15 protein-coding genes are annotated in these 15,502 nt (G+C 40.7%); 5 read left to right on the top strand and 10 right to left on the bottom strand.

Going from position 1 to position 15,502, the window contains the following annotated elements:
* Nucleotides 1-38 precede the first annotated feature (38 nt).
* Nucleotides 39-1,451: a DUF5723 family protein gene (locus B5X60_RS07080; RefSeq protein WP_079701897.1), complete on the top strand. Its 1,413-nt coding sequence runs from the start codon at nt 39-41 to the stop codon at nt 1,449-1,451.
* Nucleotides 1,452-1,454: 3 nt separating this feature from the next.
* Here the strand turns inward: B5X60_RS07080 and tsaB are convergent, their stop codons facing one another.
* From tsaB to mscL, 5 genes are all read right to left on the bottom strand, one after another.
* Nucleotides 1,455-2,141 carry a tRNA (adenosine(37)-N6)-threonylcarbamoyltransferase complex dimerization subunit type 1 TsaB gene (tsaB, locus tag B5X60_RS07085; RefSeq protein ID WP_079701898.1) on the bottom strand — a complete coding sequence of 229 codons (687 nt, stop codon included), beginning with the start codon at nt 2,139-2,141 and terminating at the stop codon, nt 1,455-1,457.
* A 17-nt stretch (nt 2,142-2,158) separates the two neighbouring features.
* Nucleotides 2,159-2,395, bottom strand: a complete 237-nt coding sequence (gene yidD, locus B5X60_RS07090; RefSeq protein WP_079701899.1) for a membrane protein insertion efficiency factor YidD — start codon at nt 2,393-2,395, stop codon at nt 2,159-2,161.
* Nucleotides 2,385-2,780, bottom strand: a complete 396-nt coding sequence (locus B5X60_RS07095) for a ribonuclease P protein component (RefSeq protein WP_079701900.1) — start codon at nt 2,778-2,780, stop codon at nt 2,385-2,387. Before B5X60_RS07095 ends, yidD begins: the two co-directional genes overlap by 11 nt.
* A 75-nt stretch (nt 2,781-2,855) precedes the next feature.
* On the bottom strand, nt 2,856-3,014 hold the full coding sequence (gene rpmH / locus B5X60_RS07100; protein ID WP_079701901.1) for a 50S ribosomal protein L34: 159 nt from the start codon (nt 3,012-3,014) through the stop codon (nt 2,856-2,858).
* A 113-nt stretch (nt 3,015-3,127) separates the two neighbouring features.
* Nucleotides 3,128-3,541: a large-conductance mechanosensitive channel protein MscL gene (gene mscL / locus B5X60_RS07105; protein WP_079701902.1), complete on the bottom strand. Its 414-nt coding sequence runs from the start codon at nt 3,539-3,541 to the stop codon at nt 3,128-3,130.
* 158 nt (nt 3,542-3,699) lie between these two features.
* Between mscL and rpoN the strand changes: the two genes are divergently transcribed.
* A complete protein-coding gene (gene rpoN / locus B5X60_RS07110; protein WP_079701903.1) occupies nt 3,700-5,172 on the top strand; it encodes an RNA polymerase factor sigma-54 in 1,473 nt (490 codons plus the stop codon).
* A gap of 135 nt (nt 5,173-5,307) precedes the next feature.
* Here the strand turns inward: rpoN and B5X60_RS07115 are convergent, their stop codons facing one another.
* From B5X60_RS07115 to B5X60_RS07125, 3 genes are all read right to left on the bottom strand, one after another.
* On the bottom strand, nt 5,308-6,321 hold the full coding sequence (locus B5X60_RS07115; RefSeq protein ID WP_079701904.1) for a PorP/SprF family type IX secretion system membrane protein: 1,014 nt from the start codon (nt 6,319-6,321) through the stop codon (nt 5,308-5,310).
* 172 nt (nt 6,322-6,493) lie between these two features.
* Nucleotides 6,494-9,217, bottom strand: a complete 2,724-nt coding sequence (locus tag B5X60_RS07120; RefSeq protein WP_079701905.1) for a PKD domain-containing protein — start codon at nt 9,215-9,217, stop codon at nt 6,494-6,496.
* 242 nt (nt 9,218-9,459) lie between these two features.
* Nucleotides 9,460-10,122: a bifunctional 4-hydroxy-2-oxoglutarate aldolase/2-dehydro-3-deoxy-phosphogluconate aldolase gene (locus tag B5X60_RS07125; protein ID WP_079701906.1), complete on the bottom strand. Its 663-nt coding sequence runs from the start codon at nt 10,120-10,122 to the stop codon at nt 9,460-9,462.
* A gap of 216 nt (nt 10,123-10,338) precedes the next feature.
* Here B5X60_RS07125 and B5X60_RS07130 point away from each other — a divergent pair, with 216 nt between their 5' ends.
* Both B5X60_RS07130 and B5X60_RS07135 read left to right on the top strand, forming a co-directional pair.
* Entirely contained in the window at nt 10,339-11,364 is a 1,026-nt protein-coding gene (locus B5X60_RS07130; protein WP_079701907.1) for a sugar kinase, read from the top strand.
* A 75-nt stretch (nt 11,365-11,439) separates the two neighbouring features.
* Nucleotides 11,440-11,889 carry a YhcH/YjgK/YiaL family protein gene (locus tag B5X60_RS07135; RefSeq protein ID WP_079701908.1) on the top strand — a complete coding sequence of 150 codons (450 nt, stop codon included), beginning with the start codon at nt 11,440-11,442 and terminating at the stop codon, nt 11,887-11,889.
* 101 nt (nt 11,890-11,990) lie between these two features.
* Here the strand turns inward: B5X60_RS07135 and B5X60_RS07140 are convergent, their stop codons facing one another.
* Together B5X60_RS07140 and B5X60_RS07145 are read right to left on the bottom strand one after the other, a co-directional pair.
* Nucleotides 11,991-12,806: an aminotransferase class IV gene (locus tag B5X60_RS07140; RefSeq protein ID WP_079701909.1), complete on the bottom strand. Its 816-nt coding sequence runs from the start codon at nt 12,804-12,806 to the stop codon at nt 11,991-11,993.
* Between the two features lie 7 nt (nt 12,807-12,813).
* Nucleotides 12,814-13,944: a DmpA family aminopeptidase gene (locus B5X60_RS07145; RefSeq protein WP_139377387.1), complete on the bottom strand. Its 1,131-nt coding sequence runs from the start codon at nt 13,942-13,944 to the stop codon at nt 12,814-12,816.
* 195 nt (nt 13,945-14,139) lie between these two features.
* Here B5X60_RS07145 and B5X60_RS07150 point away from each other — a divergent pair, with 195 nt between their 5' ends.
* Entirely contained in the window at nt 14,140-15,435 is a 1,296-nt protein-coding gene (locus tag B5X60_RS07150; RefSeq protein WP_139377388.1) for a D-alanyl-D-alanine carboxypeptidase, read from the top strand.
* The last annotated feature ends 67 nt before the right edge of the window (nt 15,436-15,502 follow it).

Consider the following 15,502-nt stretch of genomic DNA (forward strand, 5'->3'; position numbering starts at 1 on the left):
TTCCGAGAAATATATTTAATACGATTAAACTCGTTTTTTTGAAAAAGATCTTTTGGCTACTTATTTTTTTGATTTCGGCTGGCCAGGCTGCAGGACAACAATTCAATTTATATAATAGCCGCACGCTATACGATGTATTTGAAAATCCATCGCAAAGTGCTTACCAGATCGACACGAGTCGCCGTATGGCATTTAACTTTTTTATCCCGACAATAACAATCAATGCCTCCGCCAGCGGTTCGGCAAGCCCTGCATTCAGACCACTAATCTACGATGGGGTTATTAACGCAGATAATATTCCCATCGGCGAAAATAAATTTAATACTGTAGCTTTTAACACAAACACTTATATAATAATGCTCCGTTGGTTGCATACAGTTAAAAAGTCTCAGGAAATAGGCCTGTCATGGCAGGTACGCGACGATGGACGGATTAAAGCGACAAATGAGACCCTGGCCATATTTGATGATTATGATTTGTTCAATAATACCACATCCGCCAAAGGGTTTTTTAATAACAAAGGGTACAATCAATCTTATCACCAGCTTAGTTTATCATACCGGCAGGATTTAACAAAAAGATTTTCTATTGGAGCTAAAGGAAGTTTGCTAAGTGGTATCACTCACACCGCTTTCAAAGTGACTGAATCAGATGTTGCCATCGACCAGGAAGAAGACATTATTGGGGTATCCGTAATCGGCAACTTACGTTCCAGTTTTAAATTTGATAATTTTGACTCCCAGGCTATAAAACCAAAATTCAAAAACCCTGGCCTTTCATTTACAGCTGGCGCGAGTTACAAATTCCGAAATGGATGGTTTTTAATGGGGAACCTCAAAGACCTTGGCTTCATCAAGTGGAATAAAGAATCATACGAATATAATTTTGATGCTTCAAACATTGTCATCCTGAATGCATCGAATTCCTCTGCAGATAACAGACTTGCAGATAGCCTCGATAAAAGAATAAGCAATAGCTCCACAAACAGGTCGTATTTCAGCCTGCTTAATGGAAAAGCCGAAGTACTCCTAAATAAGAATTACGGGAATTATCAACCAAACCTGATCCTTTCAAAAAGTGTGTATTATGAGGGGGCTGATATTGTATTGACAAACAATTATCACTACAGGAATTTTGTATTTACAGCATCTGCAGACTACAATACGAGTAAATACCTGGCTGTAGGCGGTCAGTTTATGGTCAAATCACCCAATGCGGAATTTTTCCTGGGCAGCGATCAACTTTTTAAAACCTTACAATTGATAAAGGAATCACGCAAGGATACCGGGCCATATTCATCAGGATATGCTGGCATGTCGTTCTATATGGGATTTGGGATGAAGTTTGGGCGCGTTCTTGAGCATCCTGCAAATGCTAACTTTATACCGGGTTTCAATGAACCGTGGGCAACTCGTTTTTTCAAGGGAATATTCAAAAAAAAGGAAAAGTGAAAGTCAGTTGACCTTCTTTGTAGCAACAAATTCCTTCAGGTAGAAAGGCTCAAAATAAGCCGTGTTTTCGACCTCACCTTTCCGAAGTTTTTCATCAGCAAATGACCCTAGGTGTGCTGCCGAGTTTTCAAAGTGTTGAAATTGAATATTTATCTTTTTTGAGAACAATTCTTTGAACTTTTCAGCTCCATCTCCAAACAAGATTAATTCTTTATCAGGGTACTGATCAAATGAAAACTCATCAATAATTTTTGCATTCACGTCTTCAATTAATTCAAGATTCGGACTGTAAATTCCAGTGTAAACTTCCATCCTTCTCGCATCTATCATGGGAATCAGATAGGCAGATCTAGATATTTCTCTTGCTTTCAACAGGCCTGAAGCCATTGCCTCCAGTGTATTAACACTTAGCATAGGTATGTCTAATGCATAACATAAACCTTTGGCTGTAGAAACTCCAATCCTCAAACCGGTGTAGGAACCTGGTCCTTTACTGATAGCCACAGCATTCAAATCTGAAAATTGCTTATTTGCGGTTTTCATAACTTCTTCAATAAAAAGCGTGATATGACTCGCGTGAATGTTCCGCTCATTTGCTTCTTTTACAGCTATCACTTTGCCACCTTCACTTAAGGCAACAGAACAAGAGGTGGTCGCAGTTTCGATAAGCAGTATAAGTTTTTCACCCATGGATTATATTTTAAAGATCATGGAACTGGATCGTGGCCGTGCCCGCCCCATGGATTGCACCTGCCAATTCGCTTTAAAGTAAGCCAGCCTCCTTCAAAAGGACCATACTTTTTTATCGCTTCAACTCCGTAATGTGAACAAGTTGGCGTGAAGCGACAAGATTTGCCTAGAATTGGCGATATCAGCGTTTGATAAATCTTTATAATTAAAAGAAAAACAGCAGTAAAAAATGGTTTGATCAGCCTATTCCACATGGTTTTCTAAATAAGTTTTTTTAAACTTCAGAATTGCGGCATGTAATTTTTTTTCGAGAAAAGCATAATCCCCGATCTCATTACCAATATAGTTAATACCAAGAAGTATTGTCAGAGAGTGCTCTGTAAGAAAAGGATAAAAATGTTCCGCTTTCTGGAGGCGATAAATCTCCCGGATCCGGCGTTTGAGCAAATTTCTATCAATCGCGCGCTTAAATTTCTTTTTCGGTACACTGATTAACACTTGAACAGGCATTTCAGCTGGAAGAGCTTCCTGAAGCCAAATGATGCGAAAAGGGTATAACAAAAAAGAAGAACCGTTATGGAAAAGCTTATCAATAAGCTTTATACTACATAACCGTTCTTCCTTACTAAAACTATACATTTGATTGTTACTTAGCCTGATCAACAAGCAGATTTATATCTGCAAAATTCGTAAAGGCTACGAATAACACCCAAATTATGCTTTGTGGCGACGCTCGTCAGATACTGATAATCTCTTTCTACCCTTAGCTCTTCTTGATGCTAAAACTCTTCTTCCGTTCGCACTGCTCATACGCTCTCTAAATCCGTGCTTATTTCTTCTTTTTCTTTGAGAAGGCTGGAATGTTCTTTTCATGACTTTTAATCTATTATTGCTCTAAAAAACAGGAGTGCAAATATAAGATTGATTTTTCACAATTCAAACAACAGAATCAAAATAAGCCCTGACTGAGATATATTACCAAAAAATTAACTTTTTTGGCTTTTAAGAATATCGCGTATATCCGCCAGAAGAGCCTCTTCCCGACTCGGAGCAGCAGGTGCTGCCGGCAATTCCTCTTCCTTCCTCTTAAGCGAATTAATAGCTTTTACCACAGCAAAAATACAAATTGCTACAATAAAAAACTGGATTAGGGTATTGATGAAATTGCCATAACGAATTGCAACCTCCTCAACTTTGTTTACAGCATCAGCGCTAACCAGTATTACTTTCTTATCCGCAAAGTCCACACCTCCCGTCATATATCCAATTGGAGGCATTATAATATCATCAACAAGAGAAGTTATGATCTTTCCAAATGCCGCTCCGATTATCACACCAACTGCGAGATCAACGACATTTCCTTTGGAGACAAATTCCTTGAATTCCTTAACAACTGACATAATTTAAAATTAAATGGTTCAATCTAAATTAAGTTTAAAACGTTAATAACCAAAATAATTAATTTTAAAGCTATCGCTGGCCTTATGAAAGAGATATTTTTATTCAAGTTTTATTCCATCCCACCATTATTATGTAATTTTACGCCTCATACCGTACCATGTTAAGACAAAACCTACAACAAAAGCTTCTTCAGAAACTCTCTCCCCAACAGATTCAGTTTATCAAGCTCTTGCAGGTGCCTACTGTCTCGCTGGACACCAGGATTAAAGAGGAATTGGAAGACAATCCAGCTCTTGAAGACCTGAGCCTTGCAAACATGAATGAACCCACAGAGGAATATCCTGACCGTGACCCGGACGACGACAACTTCAACTCTGAAGACACTCAGGAAACCATGGACGAATTTAATGTGGACGACTACCTTCAGGAAGACAACTTAAACGATTACGGCTCAAAATACGACCAGAATGGCGATGATGATGATGACCGTAAGGAAATTCCAATCGCTATACAAAGCTCTTTTTTTGAGAGTCTGCAAGCACAATTAGATCTTGTTCCTTTGTCTGACAAAGATTTCCGAATCGGTCAGCAGATTATAGGAAGCCTTGACGATGACGGCTACCTGCGCCGGCCAATAGGCTCGCTCATAGATGATCTTGCTTTTTCACAAAATGTATTTGCTGAAGAAGATGAAGTTCTTGAAATGCTAAAAGTAATTCAGTCGTTTGACCCAGCGGGGGTTGGGGCAAGGGATTTGCAGGAATGCCTGCTTATTCAGCTGAGGAAACGTGATCATACTCCTGTTGTTCAGAAGGCAATGATAGTTGTTGAGGAATATCTTGACGAGTTTACAAAAAAGCATTATGACAAGCTGGAACGGTCTCTCAATATGGATTCGGAGGAGCTTAAGGATGTGGTAAATGAAATTCTTAAGCTTAATCCAAAGCCGGGTGATTCAAATGCAGTCACTACAAAACAATTACAGATTATTCCTGATTTCCACATCAGCAACAATGACGGCGTATTGTTTCTTACCTTAAATTCGCAAAATGCTCCGGAACTCCGTGTTAGCCGCTCCTACCAGGAAATGTTTGAGCATTATGATAAGACCTCACAAAAAGATAAAAAGCTCAAAGAAGCAGTCCAGTTTGTGAAACAAAAGTTGGATTCAGCCAAGTGGTTTATCGATGCAATAAAACAGCGTCAGCAAACATTATTGAAGACCATGAATTCAATCATGAACTATCAATACGAGTACTTTCTGACGGGCGATGACAAGAACCTGAGACCAATGATTTTAAAGGATATCGCAGACCGCATAGGAATGGATATTTCAACGGTTTCCAGGGTGGCAAACTCAAAATATGTTCAAACTGAATTCGGCACTTTCCTTTTAAAATCTTTCTTTTCTGAAGCTATCCAGATGGATAGCGGTGAGGAAGTATCTAACAAAGAAGTTAAGAAGATCCTTGAAGAGTGTATCGGGAAAGAAGATAAACGGCGTCCACTTGCAGACGAAAAGTTGACTGAAATCTTAAAGGAAAAAGGATATAATATTGCCCGACGCACTGTTGCTAAATATCGTGAGGCGATGAATATTCCAGTAGCGAGGTTGAGGAAAGAGTTGTAATGGCTTGCCCTATTCGAGTTGACAGTTACCAGGCTGGACGGAAATTTGTCTCGTAAAACTTCTTGTATTTTATATCCAGCGTTTAGGCTATCGGTTTTGCTGCTATCAACTGTCCACTTTCAACTGTCAACTTATTCACCAACTTTTTTGCGGGCAGCTAACTTTATAGCGGTTATTCAAAAATACTCCCAGTACAATTTCGTGTGAACCATTGCTAACAGTGTTTAGGCCCGATGTTGTAAAATCGTAAGAGTAACCCAAGTTCATGAACGAACCCACATTGAACCCTGCCATTGCCGAAAAAGCATCATCTTTTCGGTAACTCGCTCCCATCCAGAATTTATCCCTGTATGCTACTTTCATGTTCACGTCTACAGATGCTGGTACTGGTGACACTATCTTCACCATTGCTGATGGCATTGCTGCAAAATCATCTCCCAAATAAACCTTGTATCCCGCAGAAATGAACATATGTGGCACCTTTTTACCTTGATCGTAGGCTGCATCATCGCTGAAACTTATCGGGCTGGCTAAAAGTTGTTGAGCCGCCACACCCGCGAAGTATCTTGGACCATACAACCAAACGCCCGCGCTGAGATCAGGTTTGAGCTGATCATAATCACCGGTACCAATCGCTTGATCAATAGGATTTTCCAAAGTGATTTTTGAACGGTCAAGGTAGATCTTTGATACTCCGGCCGCAACTCCTAACGATAGGTTAACATTTGCACTTAAACCCATATGATAAGCATAGGTGGCATTGACATCTGTCCTTGAAATTGGGCCGGCTTTATCAGAAACAGCGTGAAATCCGATGCCATGATGAGGTTCTGAAGCCATATATGTTTGAACATAACTTCTGCTGTTGGGATTGGTTCCACCCGATTGAGGTACAGAAGTCGATGTTCCGTAAAGAAAGTTCTTACCTAACGGCGCATGAATAGATATATACGAAGTTTCCGGGGCCCCGTCTAATCCCTGCCACTGACTCCTGTATCCGGCTTTAACATCGATATAATTCTCGATACCAGAGATAGCAGGGTTAAGAATAAAGTTGTTAAATATATATTGGGTGTACTGTGGCCGCTGCTGCGAATAAGCCAACTCAATTGAACCCAGCCACATTATTAAAAGTAAAATTCTCTTCATTATCAGTTATTGAGCGTTCAACACATATCCAGAGTACGCATTTGAAAGTGATCCAGACACTCCATCTAGCATAGATACAATTTTTTTATCGTTTATGTAACTTACTAATTGTGAAATTATTGTTCCATATCGCATAACACACATACGTAATAAATTGATTTACAAACTGTCGCTATTTTAAAATAGTTACCCAACCGGAATAAGCCGGAATTCCTAGCTTTGGATCAATGACATAATAGTATGTCCCTACGGGCAGATCACTGCCATTTAATGTTCCGTTCCAGGGATTTATATAACCGATAGAGGCATACACTTTAACACCAAACCTATTGAATATATCCACTCTTACCTCCGGATAGCTATCAAGATACTCTATTTCCCAAACATCATTCACCCCATCGCCGTTGGGAGTGAATGTATTAGGAATTATGGGCTTGTCGACTATCTTCACAAAAATCTCATCACTTACAACACAACCTTCTTCCGAAGTAATAGTTACAGTGTACCGGGTATCTTCAGTTGGAGAAGCAATAGGATTTTTGACATCATCCCGATCAAGGCCGATCGAAGGGCTCCACTTGTATTGCAAATTGGTTCCAGTTGCGGCAATATTAAAAGCTACTGAGCCACCCCGTATCATGATAAAATCAGGTCCTGCCTCAAGCGAAGGGGTACTGACGTTGGCGGTCTGTGTTAGTGTAGATTCACATCCGGTATTACTTGTTACTGTCAAAACAACCTGATAATTACCCCCGCTCGCATATGTATGATCAAAGGCGAGATTATTGGACTTTACACTTGTTGTCCCGTCGCCAAAATCCCAACTCCACTTCACAATAGAGCCAGTGGGTATAGTTGAATTGTCCGTGAAAGTGATATTTGTGTTATTACAACCTGGCTTAGACAAGCTGAATGCGGGCGTCGGTATAGAACTGATGGTAATAGTCTGGGCATATGCAACCGTTGCACAACTTGTCGAATTTTTCACCAACAGTTTGGCGGTGTAAGTGCCTGCACTTGAATAAGAATGAATTGGATTCTGCTCAGTTGATGTCTTACCATCGCCGAAATCCCATAGCCAAGAAGTAATAGGATTTCCATTCGCCAGGCTTTCGTCTGTAAATTGGATCTCACTGACAGCACATAGATTTGTTGATGTTTTGAATTTCGATGTTGGCGGATCGTAGACATTAAGAGTCAAATCTATTTGTTGCTCTGACAAAGCACAGCCCCCAATTGATGGATATTTTGCCAGCACTTTGATATTTTTCTGCCCCGCAGTCGGGTAGGAAACTGTTTTGGGAAAGTAATAATCGTAATATGTTGTCCCATTCCTGATCACGGGCACAGACGTGGTTATAAGTTGTTCCTCAACAATACCGCCAGCTTCAAATTGCCAGGAGAGACTCGAAACCGGTGAAGTAAGGGTTACCTTTAAATTGAAGGGTTGCTTGCTGCAGGCGTCATTAATTACTTCTTTTGTATCCGGGGTTTCAGCGATAGCAGACTGATTAGATGCAAGGTTTGTACCTGCTGAGTACGCGTAAGACTCTACATCACCAAATCCATACGCAATTGCATTGAATCCATCAGCAGCTGATAGATTAAAGATCTGAGTTGCATATTGGTTCAAATTGAGCTGCAAATATGAAAGGGTTGGCGAACCAGGGAGTACTGAAAAGGTCCCTTTCGGCGCCGCGCCATTTACCCGGAAACTGCTGGCTGCAGAAGTTTTAATAAGGACATTCACGTAATTTTCGCTAATGTCTTCTTTGTTAGATGAGTAAACGGTAATATTCTTAATATTATATTCAATCGGATTTAGGATCACCATATCCGGATCACTCACGCCTCCTCCGGCACAGGATTGCGTCAGCGAATATTGAGCGACAGCGATTGCTTTTGTCGACGAAATATACGTCGGTGTATTGGTAGGCGAAATAGTTTGATAAAACTGACCGGCATTAAGAGTTGCCACTAACGCCCCATTAAACTCTACAGGTGTGTTATTTTCCTTGGCCACCACCCTGATATAATTTCCACGCGTCCTGACATTTGTTCCGCTGGGGCTTTTAGAACTAAAAGGAACAAAGCCGTATGTTTTACCCCAGCTTTCAACTGGATAGTTCTGCTGATAAAGTGGATCTGATGAAACATTCCCGGCGCATCCTGTAGCAGCTGTAACGCTGGAGTTCGTGGTACCTGAAAACATCGCAAACTTCTTGCACGCAGATGTTGCCGGATCTACCGACACACTAACCCCAGTAAGATCATTTGCTGAAAGATACTCATACACATCTCCCTTGTTCGCAAGCACAACTCCCCCGGGTATCAGATCAGCACCATTTCGTTTGAAAAAAATCTTAGTATCGGCTTCGCTGGCAATGACGACTATATGATTCAATCCACCATCCATTGTATTCCCACTTGTATAGTTCATACTGAAATACTGCTGTCCTAACGCATCTTTTGGTAATATCAATGAAGCCGCTGAGCGCGCGCCGGCAAAGATGTGACCATAAACCACAACCTTGGGCTTTCCTGCATCTACAAGCACTCTGATAGCCCGGTTTGATAACACCCGGTTAGATTCCGCATTATCTATGTAGGCATCGGCACGCGGTACTTTAACCTCGATAACCGTATTGGGTTGTGCAAGGTTGAACCTTTGCGAAAAGCTGCCAACGGTTACTGTCCCTGTTGAAGCTTCCTTACCGGTAATGAAAATCGAGTAATTAGCGAGCGGCCTTACACCGTTTATATTAGCAGCAACGTGAGATGGGAATGCCGCGTAAAACTCCGTCCCTTCATTGGAAGTACTTTGAGCTTTTGCAGAGGAGAGATAAAAAAGCAAAATGAGGGTGACCGAAAGCCCGTAAATTATCCTGTTACACATTCCTCGTTGTATTGTTCCTGCAAAAATATATCAAAGTTTTATATAAGATACGTTAACAAGGCAAAACGCGGTTGTTCTATTTAAAAAATATCTTGGATAATCCCTTTTAACTGTTGAATCAATGGCCTTCAATTCAGACGCTTACCAATAACCGACAATAAACTCGTATTAATGAAAGTTATTGTAAAACAAAAAAGCCGAAAGAACTGATCTTCCGGCTTTGTAATACTATCATGGAACGACTATTTCCTCAGGGATTTGATAATTTCTAGCGCTTCTTGTGTTGATGCAGTAAGTTCAGCGTATTTCTTATTCTCCATCACATCTTTGCTTACCAGTTTACTGCCCATTCCTACGGCACAAACACCTGCTTTAAACCAACCTTCAATATTACCTCTGTCAAGCTCTACACCACCGGTAGGCATAAATAAAAGATTAGGAAATAATTCTTTAATTGCAGACATGAAACCAGGGCCCAGGATATTTCCCGGAAACAATTTCACCATCTTTGCGCCTAAGGTTTCGGCTTTAATGATCTCACTTGGAGTCATACATCCAGGTACCCATAGCACATCATGTTTATCGGCAACCTGAGCAACACTCTCAACTAATCCCGGGCAAATAATATAGTCTGCACCAGCGTCGATGAATGTCTGTGCCATTGCACCATCCTTAATTGTTCCGATTCCGAGGTACATTCCTGGCATTTCAGCATCAACGACTGACCGCAGCTTTTTAAAATTATTTAATGCAGCTTCGCCCCGGTTTGTGTACTCAACAGTACGGATGCCTGCGCTATATAATGCTCTTAATATTTCAACACTTGTTTCCTCATCTTTAAAAAAATATAGAGGTAAAATTCCCTGTTCAGGTATTAGTTTTAAAAGTTCTGCTTTCTTACTCATTTGATGTGTTATTTGAAGGCCTAATGTAAAGATTTTATAAATTTCTTTATGTAAAATCTCTATCACCTATCTGTGCTGAAATTCATACGTAACAATTTTCAAGTTTTTTTACGTTTGGATGCGAAAAACTTTCAAATACGGGTCATTAGTGTATTTTTGTTTAATCCTTTGCGATTAATTAACAAACCTACTTTTCAACTTAAATAACACACAACAATGGCTAAAAAAGTCGTAACCCTTGGAGAAATAATGTTACGCTTATCAACTCCTGATTTCAAAAGATTCGTACAAAGCGACAGTTTTGATGTAACCTATGGTGGCGGTGAAGCAAACGTAGCTGCCGCACTTTGCAATTATGGATTAAATGGATCATTTGTTTCTAAAGTTCCCGACAATGCCATAGGTCAGTCTGCAATCAACCATCTACGCCGTTATGGGGTAGATACACAACATGTTGCTCGAGGTGGTAAAAGATTAGGTATCTATTTCCTTGAAACAGGTGCTTCCATGCGCGCGTCACAGGTAATTTATGACCGTGCCGATGCGTCAATATCGGAAGCTGACGCATCAGAATTCGACTTCGATGCAATTTTTGAAGGTGCGGACTGGTTCCATACAACCGGTATTACGCCCGCGCTAAGTGATTCCGCTGCGGCGTTGACTGAAGCGGCGTTAAAAGCTGCAAAAGCTAAAGGAATTACGACAAGTATCGACCTTAACTACCGTAAAAAACTTTGGAGTAAAGAAAAAGCGAGGGAAGTAATGACCAGACTTTGTCAGCATGTTGATGTATGTATCGGAAATGAGGAAGACGCTCACGACAGCCTAGGTTTTACTAGCAAAGGAACAGATGTAACCAAGGGAGAATTGAATCTGGATGGTTACAAAGATGTTTGCAGGCAGTTAAAAGAAAAATTTGGCTTCAAATATGTTGCTTCGAGTTTGAGAGAAAGCCACAGCGCATCTGATAACGGATGGTCGGCTCTGGTTTACGATGGAACCGAATTCTACAGAACTAAACAATACGAAGTGCGTATCGTTGACCGTGTTGGTAGTGGCGATTCGTTTGCAAGCGGTTTCATCTACGGCTTGGTAACAGGAATGAAAATGTCTGATGCTGCTGAGTTTGGTGTTGCTGCATCGGCACTTAAGCACACAATTCCTGGAGATCTTAACCACGCAACATTATCTGATGTAAAAGCATTAGTTGGTGGCGACGGATCTGGCCGTGTGCAGCGATAATTAAAACATAAAAATAAAGAGCCCACCTACTCAAATAGGTGGGTTTTTTTAAACCTAATATTTAATTGAAGAAATATGATCATAGATACTCTTGACAACGCTGCTAAATATTACGGCGTACACCCCCTTTTTCAAAAAGCATTTGAATATATCAGTCAGCAAAATCTTAAGTCGCTTGAAGTAAGCAAATTCGATATTAGTGAAGGATTAAAAGGAGCTATTGCGGAAAAAGAAGGTATGACAGCAGAAGAGTCTGCAACGAAATTCGAGTGTCATAACAATAACATTGACATCCAGTTAGTTATAACTGGTCCTGAAACATTTGGATGGCGCCCAAGGAGCACCTGTTCATCGCCAAAGGGAGAATATAATGCAGAAAAAGATGTTCTGTTTTTTAACGATGCTCCGGATATGCATTTTACACTAAACGACAATCAATTTGCAATCTTCTTTCCTGAGGATGTTCATGCTCCGATGATAGCTGACGGCGTAGTTAAGAAAATGATTATCAAGGTAAAAGCCTAATAGGATAAAGGAACAAAGAGCAAAGAACAAGGACAACTTGATAAAAATCAGGTATTAAATACTTTGTCTTTGCTCTTTGTTATTTGTTCTTAGATCATGAATCAACCGTAGACATATTTGTCAAACTGTTTCATCAACGCTCTTGTAACCGGGCCCGGTGTCCCATCGCCAAGAACACGACCATCAACCCTTGTCACCGGCAAAATATTCTTTGTTGTACTGCTGATAAAGGCTTCTTTTGCGTGCCTTAGATCGTCCATAGTCAGTTCCCGCTCGTCAATTTTGAAATTCTGATTGCTGAATTTAAGAATGTGCTTCCTGGTAACACCTTTGAGGATATTGCTCTTGGAAGTAAGAATCTCATCTTTTTCATTTATAAGAAAGAAATTCGCTCGCGGACATTCCCGTAAAACTCCATTATCGTGGTATAGAATATCGTCTTCCCCTTTTTCTTTAAGAACGGGCTGAAGCCAGATGGCCTTTAAATAATCCAGTGTTTTGGCTGAAGCGAATTGGCGCTGGTAGTCGTATGTCATCAATCCTATCGATTTTTCGAAATCTCTGTTAATAACAAAGTCTTGCTGTGTTACAATGATATTTGATGCCGCGGCTATGTTAAATCCATCTGGCGAATATCCCCCGGTTAAGGTTATTCTTACACCCGATTCTGCCAATTGGTTTTTTTCGATAAGCATGTAGAGGAGTTCTGTCAACTCTGTTCTTGAAAGTTTTACCGGCAGTCGCATTTGCTCCGCAGAGCTATAAAAGCGGTCAAGATGGTCCTCCAGAAATATAGGTTTCCCTCCAACAGTTTTTAAAAAATCAAATATTCCATATCCGCGTTGAATAGCAAGATCAGAGATTTTGAGAGTCGCTTCTTCTTCGGCAATTATTGAGTTATTAAGCAGAACGTACATATCTATTTTATAAACGATTATATTTTTTTAGTATCGGGATAACTTTATCGAGTGGTAATGCTTCTACCAAGCGCGACGACCGTCCTCGTGTCGTTGTAGCGGAAAACAGGGAATTAATGATAGCTTCCTCTGTCGCTTCAATTGCAGCCATAAACACCTGGGAAGTAAAATCATTGTGAAGATAGCCAGTCGTGGAAACGGGAGTTTGTGGCTGGTGCGGAATCCGAATCGCTGCAGCCGTTGAAAAAGCAATCACATAATCACCACTACCATTGGACGCAATACCGCCAGTTTTAGCCATGCCCATAAAAGCTCTTTTAGCCAGCCTTTCCAGGTTGCGTGCGTCGAGTGGGGCATCGGTAGCCACCACCATCATACAAGATCCATCAACGTTATTTAGCAACTTATCACTGAAGGAAAACTTTCCAAGCTCTTCCCCTACAGGCACGCCGTCAATTTGCAGCACACCGCCAAAATTAGTTTGTACGAGAACACCCACTGTGTATCCTCCCAAACTTTGGGGTAAGGTTCTTGATGATGTTCCAATTCCGCCCTTAAAGCCAAAACATACTGTTCCTGTCCCTGCACCAACTGCTCCCTGTTCAACCTGGCCTTCTTTTGCATTGTCAATAGCATTTAGGACATTTTGCCTGCTGACATGCCGGCCACGAATATCATTGAGATAGCTATCATTAGTTTCACCCACAAGAGCGTTAACCGACTGAACTGCCTCGTTTCCGGGCTGAGACAACGTATGTTCAATCAAGCCTTCCATCGCTGCAGCGACACCAAGAGTATTGGTTAATATAATTGGGGTCTCCAAATTTCCAAGTTCGTCAACCTGAGTACTGCCGGCTAGCTTCCCGAAACCATTGCCGCTAAAAATAGCTGCCGCGAGTTTCAGTTGAAAAATATTGCCGGATTGAGGTATTATAGCTGTTACACCGGTTCTTATAGAATCACCCTTAATTATGGTTTCATGCCCAACTTTAACCCCCGGTACATCGGTGATGGCATTCAACTTACCAGGGTTAATTACCCCAATTTTTAAGCCTATGCTACGTGGAAGTGGCCTTTCCTGCGAACAAACACATAGAGGAGCTAGAAAAAGCAGTGCTAGAAAAAATTGTTTTTGCATTTGCACAATATTAATCAATAATCCCGAGTCCAAAGAAATTCTACTATGGCCAATCTGGACCATTAACCGGGGTATTTTATTTTATCAATCAGAGAACTATATTGCATTTGAAATTACCAAACTGCCCTAAAGCATTAAAGATTTTACCCAAAATAAGCTCTCTCAAAACCAGCGCTCATTACAAAAACAAAAAAATTGAAAACTACAAAATTAAATTACTTCCTGGCATTGATCTTATTCCTGGCAACATTTGATCAAACAAAAGCACAAAGCAAGAGAAAGATTGAAAAGATCTTTAAAGCTTCTGAGATTGTCAACAATCACTATACAGGTTTTGCACTTTACGATCCTGTTAAAGACAAAATGGTTTATGAGCTGGACGCTAATAAACCTGCTATTCCCGCATCAAATACCAAAATTATAACGTTATACACGGCACTGAATATGCTCGGTGATTCAATTCCCGGGCTGCGCTACGTTACAAAGGGTGACTCACTTATATTTTGGGGGACTGGCGATCCTTCTATGATGCATCCCGATCTAAAATCTACAAAAGTCTACGACTTCTTAAAAAACTCCAATAAAAAGCTTTTCTATTCCCATAGTAATGCGAGTACTGATTTTGTGGGTTCGGCTATTTATACAATTGCGATGGTTTCATTACCTATTGGAGAAAACACTGCACAGGCGTATGCCGGACCCGACGGAAAAGTAAGATTGAAACCAGAATTTCTAAATAACTACTTGAAGGAAGACACTTCCTATCATCCGCGATCATTTACGGTACGACGGGATGAGCGTACTAACACGTTTAGCTATCCCTCTATGGCGGTGCCGGCAGGTTTTAAGCAAACGGTGTACCTTGTTCCCGGAGCTGGATTGACACAGCAGACTCTCAGTGAAGTGCTTGGAAAACCTGTTAATGTTACAAATATGGCCTTACCTGAAAGTGCTAAAACTCTTTACAGTATCCCTTCCGATTCACTCTACAAAAGGATGATGCTTCCGAGCGATAACTACCTGGCCGAGCAAATCCTTTACCTTTGCTCGTCAACCCTTCCGGGAAAACTGAGTGTCGAGGCAGCAATTGCTCATAGTTTAAAAAACTATCTGACCGATCTTCCGGATCTTTTTCAATGGCGTGATGGTTCCGGCCTGTCAAGGAATAATTACTTTAGTCCGCGGTCAATCGTGAAAATGCTTATTAAGGTACGTGATAAAGTCGGCAACGAGCAGCGACTGCTTAATATGTTCCCGGTTGGTGGTGTTAGCGGGACTTTGCGCACAGCGTTTAAGACTGATAATGGAGTTCCATTTGTTTGGGCGAAAACAGGAACGCTGTCTAACGTAAGAATCCAGGGTGGCTATATTGTCACACGCAAAGGGAAAAAATTTATCTATTCTTTCATGAATAATAATTTCTTAATTCCTTCTGCTGACATCAGCAATGAGATGGTGCGTATCATGACTATGATCCACGAGAAATATTAGGTTTAGTCAATTAGGAAATTATATAATCAAGATGTTACTGTTAAATAAAATAAAACGAATAGGTTTT

It is taken from the genome of Daejeonella lutea, assembly GCF_900168015.1.
Classification (GTDB): domain Bacteria; phylum Bacteroidota; class Bacteroidia; order Sphingobacteriales; family Sphingobacteriaceae; genus Daejeonella; species Daejeonella lutea.

Excerpts from the sequence above, each read along its gene's own strand:
- B5X60_RS07135 (WP_079701908.1), top strand. The coding sequence starts at position 11,440 with ATGATCATAGATACTCTTGACAACGCTGCTAAATATTACGGCGTACAC.
- B5X60_RS07130 (WP_079701907.1), top strand. The coding sequence starts at position 10,339 with ATGGCTAAAAAAGTCGTAACCCTTGGAGAAATAATGTTACGCTTATCA.
- B5X60_RS07125 (WP_079701906.1), bottom strand. The coding sequence starts at position 10,122 with ATGAGTAAGAAAGCAGAACTTTTAAAACTAATACCTGAACAGGGAATT.
- mscL (WP_079701902.1), bottom strand. The coding sequence starts at position 3,541 with ATGTCAGTTGTTAAGGAATTCAAGGAATTTGTCTCCAAAGGAAATGTC.
- tsaB (WP_079701898.1), bottom strand. The coding sequence starts at position 2,141 with ATGGGTGAAAAACTTATACTGCTTATCGAAACTGCGACCACCTCTTGT.
- B5X60_RS07145 (WP_139377387.1), bottom strand. The coding sequence starts at position 13,944 with ATGCAAAAACAATTTTTTCTAGCACTGCTTTTTCTAGCTCCTCTATGT.
- rpmH (WP_079701901.1), bottom strand. The coding sequence starts at position 3,014 with ATGAAAAGAACATTCCAGCCTTCTCAAAGAAAAAGAAGAAATAAGCAC.
- B5X60_RS07120 (WP_079701905.1), bottom strand. The coding sequence starts at position 9,217 with ATGTGTAACAGGATAATTTACGGGCTTTCGGTCACCCTCATTTTGCTT.
- rpoN (WP_079701903.1), top strand. The coding sequence starts at position 3,700 with ATGTTAAGACAAAACCTACAACAAAAGCTTCTTCAGAAACTCTCTCCC.
- yidD (WP_079701899.1), bottom strand. The coding sequence starts at position 2,395 with ATGTGGAATAGGCTGATCAAACCATTTTTTACTGCTGTTTTTCTTTTA.
- B5X60_RS07140 (WP_079701909.1), bottom strand. The coding sequence starts at position 12,806 with ATGTACGTTCTGCTTAATAACTCAATAATTGCCGAAGAAGAAGCGACT.
- B5X60_RS07115 (WP_079701904.1), bottom strand. The coding sequence starts at position 6,321 with ATGAAGAGAATTTTACTTTTAATAATGTGGCTGGGTTCAATTGAGTTG.
- B5X60_RS07095 (WP_079701900.1), bottom strand. The coding sequence starts at position 2,780 with ATGTATAGTTTTAGTAAGGAAGAACGGTTATGTAGTATAAAGCTTATT.